Here is an 18,657-nt window from a genome sequence, read left to right as displayed (position 1 = left end):
TATACTGGAGAGGATAAGTACTAAGGGAGAAGTTTGACGATAACGAGTCAGGAGGAAGAAAGATGTTTCAGTTTTTTAAGAAAAAAAGTGCACCGAAGCGCGAGATGGCAGCAGTGGCAGATGGACAGGTTGTCCCGATGAACGAGGCTACAGATCCTGTGTTTTCATCCTGTGCCCTTGGCGGTGGAGTGGTGATTCATCCGGAAGGAGAGCTCATTGTGGCTCCGGATGACGGAACCATTACAGCAACCATGGACGGAAGCAATCATGCAATTGGTCTGGAATTGCAAAGTGGCGTGGAAGTGCTGATTCATATTGGTGTGGATACGGTGCAACTCAACGGCGAAGGCTTTGAGATTTTTGTAAAGAATGGCGATAAAGTGAGGAAAGGGGATCAGCTGATTCACTTTGACCGGAAAGCTATGGAAGATAAAGGATATTGTATGGAAGTCATGCAGATTGTCATGGATGGAGAGCAGACAGCAGGCATAAACTATCAGACCGGAATTGCTGCAAAAGCAGGAGAAACGATTATCGCGACCTGGTAAAAACTGAAAACAAAGATGGTTATGGGAAAATCCATAAGGCGCATGGCTGCCCTGTGGGTTTTCCTTTTTTTTGCAGTGAAAGTATTGACTTCATGAAGGGGTTTTCGTATTATGATATAGACGATAAGGAGGAGAGAGCATGCAGGAGCTTGTAAGAGTGGCAGTCGATGCTATGGGCGGAGACAATGCGCCGCTGGAAATCGTGAAAGGTGCCGTAGAAGCGCTTGAAATTCGGAAAGACCTGAAGGTGATTCTGGTAGGACAGGAGCAGACGGTACGCGCGGAGCTTCAGAAATATTCCTATGATGAGTCAAGACTGGAGGTTGTGAATGCCTCGGAAGTGATTGAGATGGCAGAACCGCCGGTACAGGCGATCCGCAGTAAGAAGGATTCATCCATTGTGGTTGCCATGAAACTGGTGAAGAACGGAGAAGCAGATGCTTTTGTAGGAGCCGGAAGTACCGGAGCCGTTCTGGTTGGTGGCCAGCTGATTGTGGGAAGAATCAAGGGAGTGGAAAGACCGCCTCTTGCACCGCTGTTGCCTACCGAGAAGGGAGCTTCCCTGTTAATTGACTGCGGAGCCAATGTAGATGCAAGACCTTCCCATCTGGTGCAGTTCGCGAAGATGGGTTCCATCTATATGGAGAATGTAATGGGCATTCGGAATCCGAGAGTAGCGATTGTGAATATCGGTGCTGAGGAAGAAAAAGGCAACGCACTTGTAAAAGAGACGTTCCCACTTTTGAAGGAGTGTAAGGATATTAATTTTATAGGAAGTATCGAGGCCCGCGACATTCCGTCGGGATATGCGGATGTTATTGTATGCGAGGCATTTGCCGGGAATATTATCCTGAAACTCTATGAGGGAGTTGGCGCAACGCTGATTTCCATGGTGAAGAAAGGAATGTTGTCAACTCTGCGCAGTAAGATCGGTGCACTTCTTGTAAAACCGGCGCTGAAGGAGACATTAAAGCGTTTCGACACCAGTCAGTACGGAGGCGCACCGATGCTGGGACTGAAAGGTCTGGTTGTAAAGACCCATGGAAGTTCTAAAGCAGTGGAAGTGCGAAATTCCATCATCCAGTGTGTGACGTTTACGAAGCAGGGGATGAACGATAAGATTAAGGCCGGAATCCAGGCGGAAGAAAACTAGGAAGGAATGAAGATCATGGAATTTGACAAATTACGGGAAATCATTGCAGAAGTATTAAATGTGGATGCGGATGAGATTACAATGGAGACCACTTTTGTGGATGATCTTGGGGCAGATTCCCTGGATGTATTTCAGATTATTATGGGCATCGAAGAGGAATTTGATATTGAGATTTCAAACGAGGACGCTGAGAAGATCGTATCAGTCGGGGATGCTGTTGAGCAGATTAAAAATGCAATAAACTAGACAAACGAAAAGCCCCTTTCATGTAAGGGGCTTTTTTACATTATAAGACCGGAGACGGAAAGAGATGGATATCAGAAAACATTTAGAAGAACTGGAAGAAAAAATTGGATATACTTTTCATGACAAAGAGCTTTTGGAGCATTCCATGAGACACAGTTCCTATGCCAATGAACATCACATGGGCAGACTGAACAGCAATGAACGCCTGGAATTTTTAGGAGATGCGGTGCTGGAGCTGACCACCAGTGAGTACTTATTTGAAAATTATCCGGAGATGCCGGAGGGCGATGCAACTAAGACCAGAGCGAGTATCGTATGTGAGCAGAGTCTGGCATTTTGTGCAAAGAGTATTCCGCTGGGAGATTATATTCTTCTGGGAAAAGGAGAAGAGCAGAGTGGCGGCAGACTGCGTGCGTCTATCACATCGGATGCATTTGAAGCACTGATCGGAGCTATTCACCTGGATGGTGGTTTTACTAGCGCAAAAGAGTTTATCACAAAATTCGTGCTGAATGATCTGGAGCATAAGAAGCTCTTTTTTGATAGCAAGACCATTTTACAGGAGCGCGTGCAGGCGCATCATGGAGAACCCCTGCATTATGAGCTGGTCGGAGAAGAAGGACCGGATCATCTGAAAGAGTTTATTGTAGAGGCAAGGCTGGGCGAGAAGGTGATTGGACGCGGCTGCGGACGCACGAAAAAAGCGGCGGAACAGGAAGCTGCTTATCATGCCCTGACAGGAAAGGACATATGTATTTAAAGAGTATAGAGGTGCAGGGATTCAAATCCTTCGCGAACAAGATCGTATTTGAATTTCATAACGGAATTACCGGAATCGTGGGCCCAAATGGTTCAGGAAAAAGTAATGTCGCCGATGCGGTCCGCTGGGTATTGGGTGAGCAGCGTGTGAAGCAGCTCCGTGGCGGTACCATGCAGGACGTCATTTTCTCCGGAACCGAGAACCGCAAACCTTTGAGTTTTGCATCGGTTGCCATTACCATGGATAATTCCGACCACAAGCTGGCAGTTGCCTATGAAGAGGTGACGGTTACCAGACGGTTATATCGTTCCGGTGAGAGTGAATATCTTTTGAATGGAACGGTCTGCAGACTGAAGGACATTCAGGAAATGTTCTACGATACCGGTATCGGTAAAGAGGGCTATTCCATTATCGGACAGGGCCAGATTGACCGTATTTTGAGTACCAAACCAGAAGAAGCCAGAGAGCTTTTTGATGAGGCTACCGGTATTGTAAAATTCAAGAAGCGCAAGAAGACCGCGGAGAAAAAGCTGGAAGATGAAAAACAGAACCTTCTTCGTGTCAATGACATTCTCTCCGAGCTGGAAAAACAGTTAGGCCCCTTGGAGCGCCAGTCAGAGAAAGCAAAGGAATATCTGAAAAAACGGGAAACTCTGAAAGAATATGAGGTTCAGATTTTCCTTATGGAGATGGAGCAGACAAAGGCCGGTCTTCAGAAACTGGAAGAGGCCAGAAAAATTGCTCAGGAAGATCTCGATGAGACCCGTGGGGCTTTTGAAAATACAAAGTTGGAATATGAGCGTATTGAGCAGGAGCTGGAAGCGGTTGAGCGTAAGATTGACAGCGCGAAGGAAGAAGCCTCCCAGACCCGCGTAGAAAAGCAGCAGATGAAGGGACAGATTGCCGTTCTGGAAGAACAGGTCCGTTCTGCACGCCTGAGCACGAAGCATTATCAGGAGCGCATGGAGAGCATCGGGCAGGAGATTGAGACCCGTCAGGAAGAGCGTGGAAAGATCCTGGAAGAAAAGCAGGATCTGGACGTACAGCTGGCACAGGCACAGAAGGTGCAGGAAGAGGCAGAATCCCGCCTGGCATCCATTCAGCAGCGGATTTCGGACAATCAGACCAACATGGAGAACAGCAAGAACGAGATTATGGCTCTTCTGAATAACCGCGCGTCCATTAAGGGAAAATTACAGAGATATGACGCCATGACGGAACAGATCCAGATCCGGAAGGCAGAAGTAAACCAGAAACTCATTCAGATGAAGAGTGAGGAGATGGGACAGGATGAACTGCTGCAGGCACGTCAGCAGGAACTGTCAGATGTCCGGCAGGAACTTAAGAAAAAGGATACAGAGCGCCAGGAGCTGGAAAAGCGGATTGAGGCATTGCAGCAGCAGATTACCATCAGCCGGAAACGTCTGGAAGATGGACAGACCGCTTATCATAGAGAAGCATCCAGGCTGGAATCCTTACAGAATCTGGCGGAGCGCTATGACGGTTATGGTGGAAGTATCCGTAAAGTCATGGAGCAGAAAAGTAAGGAGCAGGGCATCTGCGGCGTGGTCGCAGACCTGATTCAGACGGAAAAAACCTATGAAACTGCTATTGAGACTGCACTTGGCGGAAGTATTCAGAATGTAGTTACAGAGGATGAGGAGACAGCAAAACGCCTGATCCAGTATCTGAAACAGAACCGTTTTGGCCGGGTGACATTTTTACCGCTGACCGCAGTTAGAAATGTGCAGGAATTTAAAAATCTACAGGCATTAAAAGAGCCGGGCGTGATTGGTCTTGCCCACACGCTGGTGCAGACCGATGCCAGATACCGGAATATTATGGCGCAGCTTCTTGGCAGGACGCTGGTGGTGGATCAGATTGATCATGCGATTGCCCTGCAGAGAAAATATCATCATATGCTGCGAATTGTAACACTGGAAGGAGAATCCTTAAATCCAGGAGGTTCCATGACTGGAGGTTCCTTCCGTAACAGCAGCAGCCTCTTGAGCAGAAATCGTGAGATTGACGAACTGCGGGAGAAAGTCGAACAGTCGAAAAAAACACTGGAAGCAGTCAGAACAAAGCTGGTGGAATTCCAGAATGAGAGAAGCAGCTGCTATTCACAGCTTGACCAGTGTGCGGCAGCATTGCAGGAGATTAAGGTGCGGGAGAATACCGCCCGCCTGAATGCAGAACAGCTGCAGGCACAAAAAGAAGCAGCTGGAAGCGGACTAGCTGCATTACAGAAAGAAGAAGAGGATCTGCTTCATCAGACGAAGGAGATTGCAGAGTTAAAGAAACAGAATCAGACAGAACTGAAAGATTCTGAGGCGATGGAGAAGGCGCATACGTTTGCGGTGGAGACTTACCAGAAACGTCTGGACGAAGACCGGGAGCAGGAGACAACAGCAGCAAGAGAATTGGAAGAGATCCATCTGAATACGGCTTCCATCCGGCAGAAAGCAGAGTTTACGGCTTCTAATCTGAATCGCGTGGACAGCGAACTTCGCCGACTGAGGGAAGAAGAGCGTCAGCTGACTGAGAATAGAGAACAGGCAGAAGAGGATACCAGAAGCCGGGAAGCAGGCATTGGAGCTTTGAAGCAGGAGATGGAAGCTCTGAAAGCAAAAGTAACCGGACTGGAAGAAAAGACGGCAGAGCTGCAGAAGCAGAAGGAAGAACAGTCAGCTTCCCACAAATCTTTCTTTGGAAAGAGAGAAGAATTATCCACTCGTATGAACGAGCTGGATAAAGAATTGTTCCGTATTGACAGTCAGAAAGAGAAGCTCGATGAGAATTCTGAGAGCCTCATGAACCATATGTGGTCAGAATATGAACTGACCTATAATGCAGCGCTTCCATTCAGAAATGAGGAATATAACAATCTTGCGGATCTGAAGAAGAACTGCGGACAGGTGAAAGAGGAGATCAAAGGCCTTGGAAATGTCAATGTGAATGCCATTGATGATTACAAAGAGATTTCCGAACGTTATACCTTCATGAATGGTCAGAGAACTGACCTGCAGGAAGCAGAGGAGGCATTGAAACAAGTCATTCACGAGCTGGACGAAGGTATGAAACGGCAGTTCAAAGAGCAGTTTGTACTGATACAGACAGAGTTTGACAAGGCGTTCAAAGAATTGTTCGGCGGAGGAAAAGGTACACTGGAGCTGATCGACGAGGATGATGTGCTGGAGACCGGTATCCGGATTATTTCCCAGCCGCCTGGAAAGAAACTGCAGAACATGATGCAGCTGTCCGGTGGAGAGAAGGCACTGACTGCCATTGCGCTTTTGTTCGCCATACAGAACTTAAAGCCGTCTCCTTTCTGTCTTCTGGACGAGATCGAGGCAGCACTGGACGATTCCAACGTTGATCGCTTTGCAAAATATTTACATAAGCTTACCAAAGATACGCAGTTTATTGTTATTACCCACAGACGTGGTACGATGAATGCGGCAGACCGGCTGTATGGTATCACCATGCAGGAGAAGGGTGTATCCACTCTGGTATCGGTCAATCTGATTGAAAATGATCTGGATAAATAGGAGGAAAATGTTATGGCAGAGGAGAGAAAAGGTTTTTTCAGACGTCTGGCAGAGGGTCTGACAAAGACCAGAAATAACATTGTGTCCGGCATGGACGCTATTTTCAGCGGATTTTCGGATATTGACGATGATTTTTATGACGAGATCGAAGAGATTCTTGTCATGGGTGATATCGGCATCAATGCGACTACCGCAATTATTGCCAATCTGAAACAGAAAGTAAAAGAGCAGCACATTAAAAACCCGCAGGAATGCAAGGAACTTCTGATCAACAGCATTAAAGAACAGATGCAGGTAGGTGAGACTGCCTATGAGTTTGAACATCGGACTTCCGTTGTGCTGGTGATTGGTGTCAACGGAGTTGGTAAGACTACTTCCGTTGGAAAACTGGCAGGAAAGCTGAAAGATCAGGGAAGAAAGGTTATTCTGGCGGCAGCAGATACGTTCCGTGCGGCAGCAGGCGAGCAGCTCACCGAGTGGGCGAACCGCGCAGGCGTGGAGATCATCGGCGGCAGCGAAGGGGCAGATCCGGCATCTGTTGTCTATGACGCCGTATGTGCAGCAAAGGCAAGAAGAGCAGACGTTCTGCTCATTGATACTGCAGGCCGTCTTCATAATAAGAAGAACCTGATGGAGGAGCTGAAGAAGATCAACCGCATTATTGAGAGGGAGTTCCCGGATGCTTACCGTGAGACTCTGGTTGTTCTGGACGGAACCACCGGACAGAATGCACTGGAGCAGGCAAGACAGTTCGGCGAGGTGGCTGACCTGACCGGAATCATCCTGACGAAACTGGATGGAACCGCCAAGGGCGGAATTGCAGTGGCAATTCAGTCCGAACTCAATATTCCCGTGAAGTACATCGGTGTCGGAGAACATATTGATGATTTACAGAAATTTGATGCAGACACATTTGTAAATGCACTGTTCCTGACCGAGACCGAAGACTAATATATATTTTCGCAAACACAACACACATTTTACAACAGGAGGAAACACCAATGGCAGACAAAATGACTTTGGAAAAATTTGAGGAGGCCTGCGAGATCGTGGGTAAGGTCACCAATAAGACCGGCTTGATGTACAGTCAGTGCTTCAGCGAACAGACCGGAAACAAGGTATACCTGAAACCGGAAAATATGCAGAAGACCGGCGCTTTTAAAATCCGTGGGGCCTACTATAAGATCAGCACCTTAAGTGAGGAAGACCGTCAGAAAGGCTTGATTACTGCATCAGCAGGAAACCATGCCCAGGGAGTAGCCTATGCGGCAAGAGAGTATGGCTGCAAAGCTGTTATCGTAATGCCGACTACAACACCGCTGATTAAAGTAAATCATACCAAAGAGTATGGTGCAGAGGTTGTTCTCTACGGAAATGATTATGATGAGGCATGCGCGCATGCAGTCGAGCTTTCCAAGGAGCATGGCTATACCTTTATTCATCCATTTGATGATCTGGATGTGGCAACCGGACAGGGAACCATCTCCATGGAGATTTTCAAGGAACTTCCTCTGGTAGACTACATTCTGGTTCCCATCGGAGGAGGCGGACTCGCATCTGGTGTGGCAACGCTGGCAAAAATGCTGAATTCGAAGATTAAAGTGATCGGTGTGGAGCCAACCGGTGCAAACTGTATGGAACAGTCTCTGAAAAAAGGCGAGGTAATCTGTCTTGACCACAGTGCAACCATTGCAGATGGTACCGCTGTCAGAAAACCGGGCGAGAAGATCTTCCCGTACATCCAGAAGAATATCGACCAGGTCATTTCTGTGCCGGATGACGAACTGATCGTTGCATTCCTTGACATGGTAGAGAATCACAAAATGATCGTGGAAGGCTCCGGACTGTTAAGCGTGGCAGCCCTGAAGCATCTGAATGTGAAAAATAAAAAAATTGTCTGCATTTTAAGTGGTGGCAATATGGATATTATCACCATGTCTTCTGTGGTACAGCACGGACTGATTCAGAGAGATCGTATTTTCTCCATCTCGGTACTGCTTCCGGATAAGCCGGGTGAGCTGGTGCGCGTGGCATCCGTTATTGCTAAAGAACAGGGTAATGTCATCCGTCTGGATCACAATCAGTTTGTCAGCATCAACAGAAATGCAGCTGTAGAGCTGAAGATCACGCTGGAGGCATTTGGAAGCGAACACAAGCAACGGATCATCAAAGCGCTGCAGGAGAATGGATATACTCCAAAAAACATTAGTGTAAATATCTAGGAAGCAGGAGAGAAAATTATGGACAGCAGAATTAAGGATACCATCGTAAGACATGACAAAGGATTTAACTGTGCACAGGCAGTGGCCTGTACTTACTGTGATCTTCTTGGTTATAAGGAAGAAGATATTTTCCGCATGACAGAAGGATTTGGTGCAGGAATGGGTGGAATGCAGGCAACCTGTGGCGCTTTGTCGGGAGCAGTGCTTTTGGCAGGACTTAAGAACAGTGACGGAGCTATTGATGCACCGAAGACGAAGGGGAGAACTTATCAGCTGTCCAAAACCATGGTAAATCAGTTCCGCGAGAAATGCGGATCCACTGTATGTTGTGAGCTGAAAGGTATCACAACCGGAACGCCGATTCATTCCTGTGCAGACTGTATCATGGATGCAGCTGCCATTGTGGAAAATGTACTGTTTGGAGGAGAAGAATGAGCAAATATAAGGAAATCAAGGCGGCACTTCTGGGTGCCGGAACCGTAGGCGGCGGCGTCTACAAGCTGGTAGAAAGAAGAGCTGCTGAGATGCCGGATAAAGTAGGTGCTGAACTGAAGATTACAAAAGTTCTGGTAAAGAATCTGCAGAAGAAAAGAGAGGGGATTCCGTCTGAAGTACTGACCGATGACTGGGAAGGCATCATTCATGATCCGGAGATCAGCATTGTGATCGAGCTGATGGGCGGAGTGGAGCCGGCAAGAACCTATATTCTGCAGGCGTTGGAAGCAGGCAAAAATGTAGTGACTGCCAACAAGGATCTGCTGGCAGAGCACGGACAGGAACTGATGGAGGCTGCGGAGAGAAATCACTGCGATCTTTGTTTTGAAGCAGCAGTAGGCGGCGGAATTCCCATTATCCGCCCCTTGAAAGAGTGTCTGGCAGGCAATGAGATTACTGAGGTAATGGGAATTGTCAACGGTACGACCAACTATATTCTGACCAAAATGACCCAGGAAGGCTGGGATTTTGATGACGCCCTCAAAGAAGCACAGAGACTGGGATTTGCAGAGGCAGATCCGACTGCAGATGTGGAGGGACTTGACGCAGGGCGTAAGATGGCAATTCTTGCTTCCATCGCATTCCATTCCAGAGTGACATTTAAAGATGTGGATGTAAAGGGAATTACCAAGATTACTGCAAAAGATATTCAGTATGCCAAAGAGTTTGGTTATACACTGAAGCTTCTCGGTGTGGCAAGAAACGAAGAGGGCAAGATGGAAGTCGGGGTTTCTCCGATGATGATTCCGAGTACCCATCCGCTGGCCAATGTCAATGATTCCTTTAATGCAGTCTTTGTACATGGTGATGCTGTAGATGATGCCATGTTCCAGGGAAGAGGAGCCGGCGAGTTCCCGACAGCAAGTGCGGTTGTTGGTGATCTGATCAGTGTGGCACGAGATATGCAGTATGACTGCTGCGGACGGATCGGCTGCAGCTGCTATAAGAACCTGTCTATGAAACCGGCAGGAGAGGCAAGACACAAATATTTTCTGCGTCTCATCGTAGAGGACCGCACCGGCATTCTGGCAGGTGTGGCAGGTGTTCTTGGAAACAACGGCGTCAGCATCAATCAGGTGATCCAGAAACCGGCAGTGAACGGTGTGGCAGAGCTTGTTGTCATTACCGATAAAGTGGAGACCAGACATCTTAACGATGCAATGATGATTTTTGGCGAAATGTCCATGATTCGTGAGGTTGCTTCCGTGATCCGTGTTTACACTCAGAAATAAAAAGGGGCTGTGAAGGTCTGCGGATGCTTTGGGCAAATTTGGGGTACACTGCTACTGTGCAGTTCAGAAAGGAGTGTGCCGATTGGAAATCAAGAAGATTGCCGGGGACAGTTTTCAGACTGAAGTGACAGAGGCAGGTGTGCCAGTACTGCTGGATTTCTATGCAGACTGGTGCGGCCCCTGTAAAGCACAGCTTCCCGTTTTAGAACAGGCAGCGGAGGAAGCCTGCGATGTGAAATTCTGCAAAGTCAATGTGGATGAGGAACCACGGCTGGCAGAACAGTTTCAGGTTATGCAGGTACCTACCATGCTGATCATGAACGGTGAGCAGATATTCCGGAGAATCACAGGATTTCATCCACTGGAAGAGATCCTGGAATTTCTGGAGATGTAAAAGAATGGAAAAAGAGGCTGCGGTAAACCGCGCCTCTTTTTCTGTGGGAGAGAAAGGAGTACCTATGCAGCTTCAAAAGCTTTTAAGTCTTATCCGCCAGGCGGTGGACCGATACAACATGATTGCAGAGGGAGACAAAATTGCAGTGGGAGTGTCCGGCGGGAAGGACAGTCTGACGCTTCTCTATGCACTGAAAAAGTTATCGCAGTTTTACCCGAAGCATTTTACGGTCTGCGCGATCTGTGTGGATCTTGGTTATGACAATACGGATTTTACGGGAATCGATGAATTCTGCAGAAATCTGGATGTGCCGCTGACACTGATTTCCACGCAGATTGGAAAGATTGTTATGGAAGAGCGGAAGGAGAGCAATCCCTGCTCTTTATGCGCGAAGCTTCGAAAGGGAGCGCTGGTGGACGAGGCTGTCCGGCTTGGCTGCACCCGGATTGCCTATGCGCATCACAAAGATGATTTTGTGGAAACCATGCTCATGTCCATGATTTTTCAGGGAAAATTTTATGCGTTTCCGCCGGTAACCCTTTTTGAAGATAAAAACCTGCGAGTCATTCGTCCATTGATGCTGGTGGAAGAATCGCAGGTCAAAGGTTTTGTAAAAAGGCAGGAGTTTCCGGTGTTGAAAAGCCCCTGCCCGATTGACGGAACAACGAAACGTGCTTATGCGAAAGCTCTGGTGGCACAATTACAGAGAGAGCATCCGGGCACCAAGGAACGATTGTTCCATGCCATTACGGAAGGAAAAATTGAGGACTGGGCTCTGCCGGGAGTTTAACTGTTTTCCAATTCCCGCAGAATCACTTTCAGGCGCTGGATCGCTTCCTCCACCTGGTCTCTGGCGGTATTGATGCGGTCCTGTACCATCCAGTCTACGAAAAAGCCGTCAAAGAACCAGTCGGCAAAAGAGAGAAAATCATCGGTCTCAATGTCCAGATGAGAAATCATATTCACATCTTTCAGTTCCTCGCTGAAATTTCGCAGATCCCATTTGGCCTGCTCCATATGCTGGCGGGCCTGGTTCATTTTGGAGCGCTTTGCCAGACTGGAGATAAGTCCTCCGGCGAACATATCAAAAAGCCCCCAGTTGTGGGCACTGTCCAGATTTTCCTTTGCGGTATGAAGGCTTTTCAATGCTTTGTTGCCGGCATCAATGGCTTCTCTTTTTTCTTTTTCAAAATTATATGCCATATTTTTTCCCTGTTAAAATCATTTTCCTAATGTATTGCTGTTTTTGGCAGCTGTTTTTGCAGCAAGAGTGTTTGTGGCTTCGAACAGGGAAGAAGTAGGAGCAACAGGACTCATCAGGACACGGCCGGTTCCGCGGTATACATTCACAAGGCCTTCTCCGCTGACAGCTGATCCGACCAGGGTTTTTGTGGTTCGTTCTACGGTGAAATCAAGGTCAGATGACCAGCACACGGCCAGATTTCCATCAATTTTCAGTTCATCGTCTTCCAGAATGATCTCAATCAGTTCCTCTTCCGGCACATTGCTTTCCAGAGCAACCGTACCGGTACCATGCAGGCTGAGATTAAAAAATCCTTCACCTCCGAGAACTGCGGATGATACATTTTTTCTTGCAACTATTTTGTTCTGAACGTGGGAATCACAGGCAAGAAACATGCCGTCTTCGATGGTCATCCCGGAAGAACCCCATTCAGAAATATCTTTTAAAAGAATGTATTTATAGGTAGGCTCCAGAACCAGATAGCCATTGCCGACATATTCTGGTTTGATGGCGGTTTCCTTGGTGACAGCGCCTTTTAAGGCTTTCCCAAATAAATCACCAATACCTTTTACTCCGGTAGTTGCCTGAATATCACCGCCCATCCACTGCATGGCACCAGCCTGGATAATGGCAGAGTGTTCCTTGTCGAGTTCGATGACTATCTGACGTCTTCTGACATTCATCTGGCTCATAAAATATTCTGTCTGGGCGTTCATGGGAGACACGCTGGCATCCTGTATGTATTCCAGTACATGAAAATTATTTACAGTTTTGACAAATTTTCTGTTTTCGTTTTCTAAATTGACGATCTTCATTGGAACCTCCCTTTTTTGATATAAAATGAATCATGAAAGTATGTATAAGACTATTATAACGTATTTGAGGAGAAAATAAATCTGAAAAAAGAATGAAGTTCATAGTTTAATGCTTCAGCAGTTTCTTAATCCGTTCATAAATCTCCGGTGTGCAGGTGAGTATATCGGAATTAGCGAGGAAGGGAAGGCGGGTGCCGTTCCAGTCGGTGATCTTTCCGCCTGCCTCTTCGATGATCAGGGAACCAGCAGCGTAATCCCACGGTTTTAAGTTCAGCTCGAAGAATCCATCGATGCGTCCGGCAGCCAGGTAGCAGAGATCCAGGGCAGCAGAAGCACTTCTGCGGAAATCAGCGGTTTCCATGAAAACTCGCTGGAAGATGGGAAATAACATGGAAGCCCGCTCTTTTTCATAAGGCGCAGAGCCAAAGGCAATAATACAGGTATCAAGGGCTTCCCGATGGGATACATGGATGGGTTCGCCGTTTAAGAATGCTCCTTTTCCAAGAGAAGCATGGAAGGTTTCTTCCGTAAACGGATTGTAGACCACGCCGAAGGTCATCTGTCCATTCTCATAAAGTCCAAGAGAAACTGCGCTCATGCGGTAATCATGAATCAGGTTAGTGGTACCGTCAATGGGATCGAGAATCCAGTAGGATTTTTCCGGATCCAGATTATTATTTTCCTGCTCCTCTGCAAGGAGAATGACGTCAGGTGTCCGGGCATCCAGTTCTTTTCGTAAATATTCCTGGACGGCAACATCCACTTTGGTTACATAGTCCGCAGCACCCTTGACGGTGACCGCATGAGCCAGTTCTTTGTTGTAAATAATGGATTTTGTGCTGTGTACCAGCTCTATGATTTCTTTTTCGTTCATATTCATGGGATACTCCTTGTTCTGTTGGAAATTTAAAGGATTTTCAAAAAATTCAATGTTCCTTCCGGATTGCCGGTGCCCCGTTCCATGAGAGAGACCAGTCCCTGAATGGTCTGATGAATCTCCTCCGGCGTGGAAGGAACCAGCGTATTATCAATCTTTACTGCAAGTACAATCAATGCGATCTCGGAGAGAGCTTCGGGATTGTCAAAGTCAATGAGCCCGTCCTCAATACCCTGGGATATAATCCGGGTGAGGGTGGGCTTTAATTCTGTAATCAGATGATTCAGAAATTTTTGATGAATGTAGGCATTCTCCGGTGCATTGGCAGCGGAAGAGGTGTGATCACTTTTGCGGAATTCCAGAGAAGAGCTGTGGCAGGCTTGAAAAATCATGGCCATCCGCGTAAATGGAGATATTTCCGTCTGGTCAGCCAGATGTTTTGCGGTCAGCAGAGGTTTTTCATAGCTTCGCTCTACCAGTGCTTCCAGCATGGCATCCTTGGATGGAAAATAATAATAGATGCTTCCTTTTCCAATCCCGGCAGTCTGGGCAATCTCACTGACGGAGATGGTCTGTATATCTTTCTGCTCCAACAGAGACTGGAGCGCATCCAGAATCATATCGTATTTCTGAGTCTTGGACATTTCTATCGTTCTCCTTCGTCTGAAAATCCTTATTAGTATAGCATATGTAGAAGAAAACCGCCAACCTGGAATATTGCCATAATAATCGACTGCCAGTCGAAAATAAACTGTGCAAAAATCATATTGACCGCTGGTCGAAAAGATGCTAATTTAATAATCAAACAAGTTCGACCGATAGTCGAAAAAGAACAAGGAGGAAAATCCGGTGCATAAATGGAAAAAAGCTGGAATTCTGCTAAGTCTTCTGTCTGTGGCAGAAGCAGGAAGTTCTGCTTACTTTTATAAAAGAACCATGAAACGTGGGATGGCAAGTACGGAACGCACGATAAAGATGGCAGGTACTGACTGGAGCCAGTATGAGGATCTTTTGAAAGAGCGGAAAGAAAAGTTTCTGGCGCGTCCGCGGGAGGATGTGTCCATCCGTTCCAGAGACGGACTGCGGCTGCGGGGAACTTATATACCAAACGGCGATGAGAAAAAGATCGTGATCTGTTTCCACGGATATACCAGTCAGGGTATGAGCGATTATATTGGTCTTTCTGATTATTATCTGCGTCATGGATTTTCCATGTTATTGCCGGATGCCAGAGCTCATGGAAGAAGTGAAGGCACGTATATCGGATTCGGATGTCTGGACCGGTATGATGCCCTCTGCTGGATTCGCTGGATGATTCATAAGGCAGGGGATGATGCAGAGATTCTTCTTCATGGAACTTCCATGGGGGGAGCCACAGTATTGATGGCCACCGGACTGGAACTGCCTGCCCAGGTAAAAGGCATTATATCAGACTGCGGATTTACATCGGCGAAAGAAGTTTTTACCCATGTACTTCATTCTATGTATCATCTGCCGGCATTCCCCATGATTCAGATTGCCAGTATGGTGAATCGGAAGAAAGCAGGGTACGGGCTTGATGACTGCAATTCTGCAAGAGAGGTAAGAAAAGCCACCGTTCCGGCACTTTTGATTCATGGCTCCGGAGATACGTTTGTACCGTGCAGTATGTGCGACCGCATTTATCAGAATTATGCATGTGAAAATAAGAAAAAACTGATTGTGGAGGGCGCTGCCCACGCAGAGAGTTATTATAAAGATCCGGCAGCCTATGAGGCAGCGCTGGATGCATTGATTGGAGGGATTATCAAATGATGAGAAAGAGAAAAGGTCATCCGGTGTATCCGCTGACTGCCGCACAGAAATTTCATTTTTTCTATCAGAATTTCTGCCCGAAGAAAGAAGTTCTGAATATCGGTACCAGTCTGACCATTGAGATGGAGCTGGATATGGAGCTGCTGAAGAAAGCTATTTATCAGGCCTATGACCGATGCGAGTCCATGAGACTTCGCTTTGCCCAGGACAAACAGGGTACCTGGTATCAGTATGTGGCAGACAAAGAGGAACGGGATATTGAATACGTGGATTTCTCCAATGGAACCATGGAGGAAGCGGAGAAAACCATGACTGCATGGACAGCGGTTCCCTTTAAGCCGCAGGATTCTCCCATGAACCGGATTGTCATGATTAAGACACCGGATAGTTATGAAGGAATCTATTTCCTGGCAGACCACAGAACGATGGATGCCCAGTCTTTGATCTGTTTTTTAAGAGATGTGATTGAGCTTTACTGCAGTCAGAAATATGAGGGTGTTCCGGCACCAAAGGAGATGGCGTCCTATGTGGAGCAGCTGAAAAAAGACCTGGCTTATGAGATGGGCAGCAAAGCAAAAGAGCGGGACGAGGCTTATTTCCAGAAGCTGATTGATGAGATGCCGGAGCCGATTTACAACGGCATTGACGGAGACGGTGCATTGAAAGCAGAACGGGAAAAAACCGGAAATCCCAATGCCAGAGCGGCAGTCAATGTATCTGATAGCGTGGATTCCGCTCTGGATATCTTCCATCTGGAAGCTGAGCCGACGGAGCGGCTGATGAAATTCTGCGAGCAGCAGCATATTTCCCTGGCGAGTCTCCTGCTCATGGGACTTCGGACCTACTATCAGAAAATGAATGGGAATGATGATGTTTCCATCAATACGGCCATTGCCCGTCGTGCTACCTTAAAAGAAAAAAAATCCGGCGGAACCAGGATTCATTCTTTCCCATTCCGCACGATCATTACACCGGATAAGACATTCCTGCAGGGACTCTTTGAAATACGTGATCTGCAGAATGAATATTTCCGCCATGCCAATTATGACCCGGTAGCTTATTTTGCATATCGGGGAAGAAAGTATCCGCATCCGGGTGGAGAAACCTATGAACCCATGTCACTGACCTATCAGCCCATGACGCTGAAAGATAAAAGACTTGATGATCTGGGCGGTATCAAATACAAGACCAAGTGGTATCCAAACGGAGCAACTACCCAGGCCATGTACCTGACCGTCATGCACCGGCCGGATGATAATGGACTGGATTTTAATTTTGAACATCAGGTGAAAGCCGTGACCAGAGAAAAGCTGGAATATTTCTACTATTATCTGTGCAGAATCTTGTTCCGGGGCATTGAGTCACCGGATATGACCATCGGTGATCTGATGGCACAGGTATAAAGAAAAAAGGGGAGAAAAAGAAATGCTGGAACAGTTAAAAGAAATTATTTGTAATTATGTGGAAGTAGAGCCTGAGCAGATTCAGCCGGAATCCCGTTTTATGGAAGACCTGGGATTTACGTCCTTTGATTTTATGAGCATGCTTGGAGAACTGGAGGATACCTTTGAAGTGGAAGTAGATCAGCAGACAGCAGCAGGTATCCGCACCGTGCAGGAGGCAGTGGACTATCTGGAGAAGCTGACCGGAGAGGAGTAGATATGAAGGCAAGCACCATGCGGGAATTGTTGGTACAGGCGGAAGAAACCTGGGGAGAGGAAATTGTCATTCGTTATAAGTCAGGAAAAGGCACGGTTGCTGAGAAAAGTTATACGGATCTTCGAAAAGACAGCGAGCATTTTTCTGATCTTCTGGAAACACTGAAGGTCAGAGGCGGGCATGTGGCACTGATTGGTCCTACTTCCTATGAGTGGATTCTGTCCTATTTTGGAACGGTGAACAGTGGAAGTGTGGCAGTACCGCTGGATGTATCCCTTCCGGCTGCAGATGTCTGTGAACTTGTCGACCGTGCAGATGCAGTGGTTCTGGTGGCAGATGAAGCAAGAAAAGATGTGCTGGAAGCAGCAAGAATCCAGTGTCCAAAGCTTCGGTATCTTATTTCCATGCAGAAGACAGAAGATGGAGATGGCATCCTGGCTTTGCCGAAGCTGATGGAAATGACACTGGAGGAGATGGAACCGGGAACTGGTGCGAAGGCGGATCTGCAGCCGGATCAGCTGGCTTCTATTCTCTTTACCTCCGGTACTACCGGAAAGAGTAAGGGGGTTATGCTTACCCATCGGAATCTTGCAGAAAATGCCACCTGTCTGGATATGAAATTTCCGGAACGAAGTGTGCTTCTCTCTGTGCTGCCGGTTCATCACGCTTATTGTCTGAGCATGGATATTTTAAAAGGTATTTCAAGCGGATCTGTGATCTGTATTAATGATTCCCTGTTCCGAATGGCGGCCAATATCAAACTGTTTCGGCCAAACATCATGCTCATGGTGCCCATGATGATTGAAACCCTGGCGAAAAAGCTGGCGGCAGCAGGAGATAAAGATCCGAAAATGGTGAAAGAAGCAGTATTTGGAGAACAATTCCACACGATCTGCAGCGGTGGGGCCTATCTCCAGCCGGAGCTTTTGGATCTGTTTGCAAAATATGACATTGCCATTTTGCAGGGATACGGTATGACAGAATGTTCCCCGGTGATCAGCACGACGTTGAGCTGGAATATCCGAAAAGGTTCTGTAGGACAGCTCCTTCCTAATTGTGAGGCAAGAGTGGTGGATGGAGAACTGCAGGTGCGCGGCAGCAGCGTCATGCAGGGATATTATCAGATGCCGGAGGAGACAGCGGAAACATTACAGAATGGCTGGCTTCTGACCGGAGATCTGGGATATGTGGACGAAGACGGTTTCCTTTTCCTGACCGGAAGAAAGAAGAACCTCATCATTACGAAGAATGGGGAAAATGTTTCACCGGAAGAACTGGAAAATAAGCTGTTGGAACAGCCCCTGATCAGGGAGATTCTGGTACGGGAGGCAGAAGGTGTCATTGAAGCGGAAGTTTTCCCGGACGAAGAGGAGATGAAAGCCCAGGGACTTGCTGAAAACAGCATCACAGAGGCGCTCCAGAAACTTATCGATGGCTATAATGAGCAGGCACCGGCGTATAAGCGGATTTATCGACTGAAGGTCAGAAATACAGAGTTTCCAAAGACACCGTCGAAGAAAATTAAGCGGTATTAAGCATAAAGTACCTTGACACAGGGGTGACTTTGTTATATCATGTATCCCGATAAAGGGGAGTAACCTACGTTTGGGAATCCGCGTTTGCAGTGTCGTCAGTACGGTGGAGACACCCGGTACTGCAAGAAAATGG

At 47.2% G+C, this 18,657-nt stretch carries 19 protein-coding genes; 15 read left to right on the top strand and 4 right to left on the bottom strand.

Annotated features, from left to right (window positions below; all coding sequences use genetic code 11):
• The first annotated feature begins 62 nt into the window (after nt 1–62).
• The 11 genes from ACZMB2_RS01055 to ACZMB2_RS01005 all read left to right on the top strand — a co-directional run bounded on the left by ACZMB2_RS01055 (nt 63) and on the right by ACZMB2_RS01005 (nt 11,391).
• Nucleotides 63–548, top strand: a complete 486-nt coding sequence (locus tag ACZMB2_RS01055; protein ID WP_487595112.1) for a PTS sugar transporter subunit IIA — start codon at nt 63–65, stop codon at nt 546–548.
• Nucleotides 549–687: 139 nt separating this feature from the next.
• Complete coding sequence (gene plsX, locus ACZMB2_RS01050) at nt 688–1,701, top strand: phosphate acyltransferase PlsX (RefSeq protein ID WP_487595111.1); 1,014 nt, start codon at nt 688–690, stop codon at nt 1,699–1,701.
• 15 nt (nt 1,702–1,716) lie between these two features.
• A complete protein-coding gene (acpP, locus tag ACZMB2_RS01045) occupies nt 1,717–1,947 on the top strand; it encodes an acyl carrier protein (protein WP_487595293.1) in 231 nt (76 codons plus the stop codon).
• A 64-nt stretch (nt 1,948–2,011) separates the two neighbouring features.
• Nucleotides 2,012–2,707 (top strand): ribonuclease III, encoded by a 696-nt coding sequence (gene rnc / locus ACZMB2_RS01040; RefSeq protein ID WP_487595110.1) that lies wholly within the window; start codon nt 2,012–2,014, stop codon nt 2,705–2,707.
• Entirely contained in the window at nt 2,698–6,258 is a 3,561-nt protein-coding gene (gene smc, locus ACZMB2_RS01035; protein ID WP_487595109.1) for a chromosome segregation protein SMC, read from the top strand. The genes rnc and smc overlap by 10 nt, the downstream gene beginning before the upstream one ends.
• 12 nt (nt 6,259–6,270) lie before the next feature.
• Nucleotides 6,271–7,209: a signal recognition particle-docking protein FtsY gene (ftsY, locus tag ACZMB2_RS01030; protein WP_487595108.1), complete on the top strand. Its 939-nt coding sequence runs from the start codon at nt 6,271–6,273 to the stop codon at nt 7,207–7,209.
• A gap of 50 nt (nt 7,210–7,259) precedes the next feature.
• Nucleotides 7,260–8,480 (top strand): threonine ammonia-lyase, encoded by a 1,221-nt coding sequence (ilvA, locus tag ACZMB2_RS01025; RefSeq protein WP_487595107.1) that lies wholly within the window; start codon nt 7,260–7,262, stop codon nt 8,478–8,480.
• A gap of 18 nt (nt 8,481–8,498) precedes the next feature.
• Nucleotides 8,499–8,915: a C-GCAxxG-C-C family protein gene (locus ACZMB2_RS01020; protein WP_308459078.1), complete on the top strand. Its 417-nt coding sequence runs from the start codon at nt 8,499–8,501 to the stop codon at nt 8,913–8,915.
• Nucleotides 8,912–10,207, top strand: a complete 1,296-nt coding sequence (locus ACZMB2_RS01015; RefSeq protein ID WP_487595106.1) for a homoserine dehydrogenase — start codon at nt 8,912–8,914, stop codon at nt 10,205–10,207. The genes ACZMB2_RS01020 and ACZMB2_RS01015 overlap by 4 nt, the downstream gene beginning before the upstream one ends.
• Nucleotides 10,208–10,289: 82 nt before the next feature.
• Nucleotides 10,290–10,601 carry a thioredoxin family protein gene (locus ACZMB2_RS01010; protein ID WP_118769473.1) on the top strand — a complete coding sequence of 104 codons (312 nt, stop codon included), beginning with the start codon at nt 10,290–10,292 and terminating at the stop codon, nt 10,599–10,601.
• A 64-nt stretch (nt 10,602–10,665) separates the two neighbouring features.
• Complete coding sequence (locus tag ACZMB2_RS01005) at nt 10,666–11,391, top strand: tRNA lysidine(34) synthetase (RefSeq protein WP_487595292.1); 726 nt, start codon at nt 10,666–10,668, stop codon at nt 11,389–11,391.
• On the opposite strand, the gene ACZMB2_RS01000 is transcribed toward ACZMB2_RS01005, so the two are convergent.
• The 4 genes from ACZMB2_RS01000 to ACZMB2_RS00985 form a co-directional block, all read right to left on the bottom strand.
• Nucleotides 11,388–11,804 (bottom strand): hypothetical protein, encoded by a 417-nt coding sequence (locus ACZMB2_RS01000; RefSeq protein WP_487595105.1) that lies wholly within the window; start codon nt 11,802–11,804, stop codon nt 11,388–11,390. The two genes, ACZMB2_RS01005 and ACZMB2_RS01000, sit on opposite strands and share 4 nt — an antisense overlap.
• Before the next feature lie 18 nt (nt 11,805–11,822).
• The gene (locus ACZMB2_RS00995) at nt 11,823–12,659 is read right to left on the bottom strand and encodes an AIM24 family protein (RefSeq protein ID WP_118769475.1); all 837 of its coding nucleotides are present in this window, start codon (nt 12,657–12,659) and stop codon (nt 11,823–11,825) included.
• 106 nt (nt 12,660–12,765) lie between these two features.
• Nucleotides 12,766–13,533 carry an inositol monophosphatase family protein gene (locus ACZMB2_RS00990; protein WP_487595104.1) on the bottom strand — a complete coding sequence of 256 codons (768 nt, stop codon included), beginning with the start codon at nt 13,531–13,533 and terminating at the stop codon, nt 12,766–12,768.
• Between the two features lie 32 nt (nt 13,534–13,565).
• Nucleotides 13,566–14,180 carry a TetR/AcrR family transcriptional regulator gene (locus ACZMB2_RS00985; RefSeq protein WP_118769477.1) on the bottom strand — a complete coding sequence of 205 codons (615 nt, stop codon included), beginning with the start codon at nt 14,178–14,180 and terminating at the stop codon, nt 13,566–13,568.
• A 205-nt stretch (nt 14,181–14,385) separates the two neighbouring features.
• Here ACZMB2_RS00985 and ACZMB2_RS00980 point away from each other — a divergent pair, with 205 nt between their 5' ends.
• From ACZMB2_RS00980 to ACZMB2_RS00965, 4 genes are read left to right on the top strand one after another with little or no spacing between them, the layout of a single operon-like run.
• Nucleotides 14,386–15,330, top strand: a complete 945-nt coding sequence (locus ACZMB2_RS00980) for an alpha/beta hydrolase (RefSeq protein WP_487595103.1) — start codon at nt 14,386–14,388, stop codon at nt 15,328–15,330.
• Nucleotides 15,330–16,733: a condensation domain-containing protein gene (locus tag ACZMB2_RS00975; RefSeq protein WP_487595291.1), complete on the top strand. Its 1,404-nt coding sequence runs from the start codon at nt 15,330–15,332 to the stop codon at nt 16,731–16,733. Before ACZMB2_RS00980 ends, ACZMB2_RS00975 begins: the two co-directional genes overlap by 1 nt.
• 22 nt (nt 16,734–16,755) lie before the next feature.
• Nucleotides 16,756–16,989 (top strand): acyl carrier protein, encoded by a 234-nt coding sequence (locus ACZMB2_RS00970; RefSeq protein ID WP_487595102.1) that lies wholly within the window; start codon nt 16,756–16,758, stop codon nt 16,987–16,989.
• 2 nt (nt 16,990–16,991) lie between these two features.
• On the top strand, nt 16,992–18,524 hold the full coding sequence (locus ACZMB2_RS00965; protein WP_487595101.1) for an AMP-binding protein: 1,533 nt from the start codon (nt 16,992–16,994) through the stop codon (nt 18,522–18,524).
• Nucleotides 18,525–18,657 lie beyond the last annotated feature (133 nt).

The sequence above is a fragment of the Hominiventricola sp. genome (genome assembly GCF_057604405.1).
The sequence above is the reverse complement of the archived record's forward strand: the minus strand, read 5'-3'. Positions and strand labels throughout refer to the sequence as shown.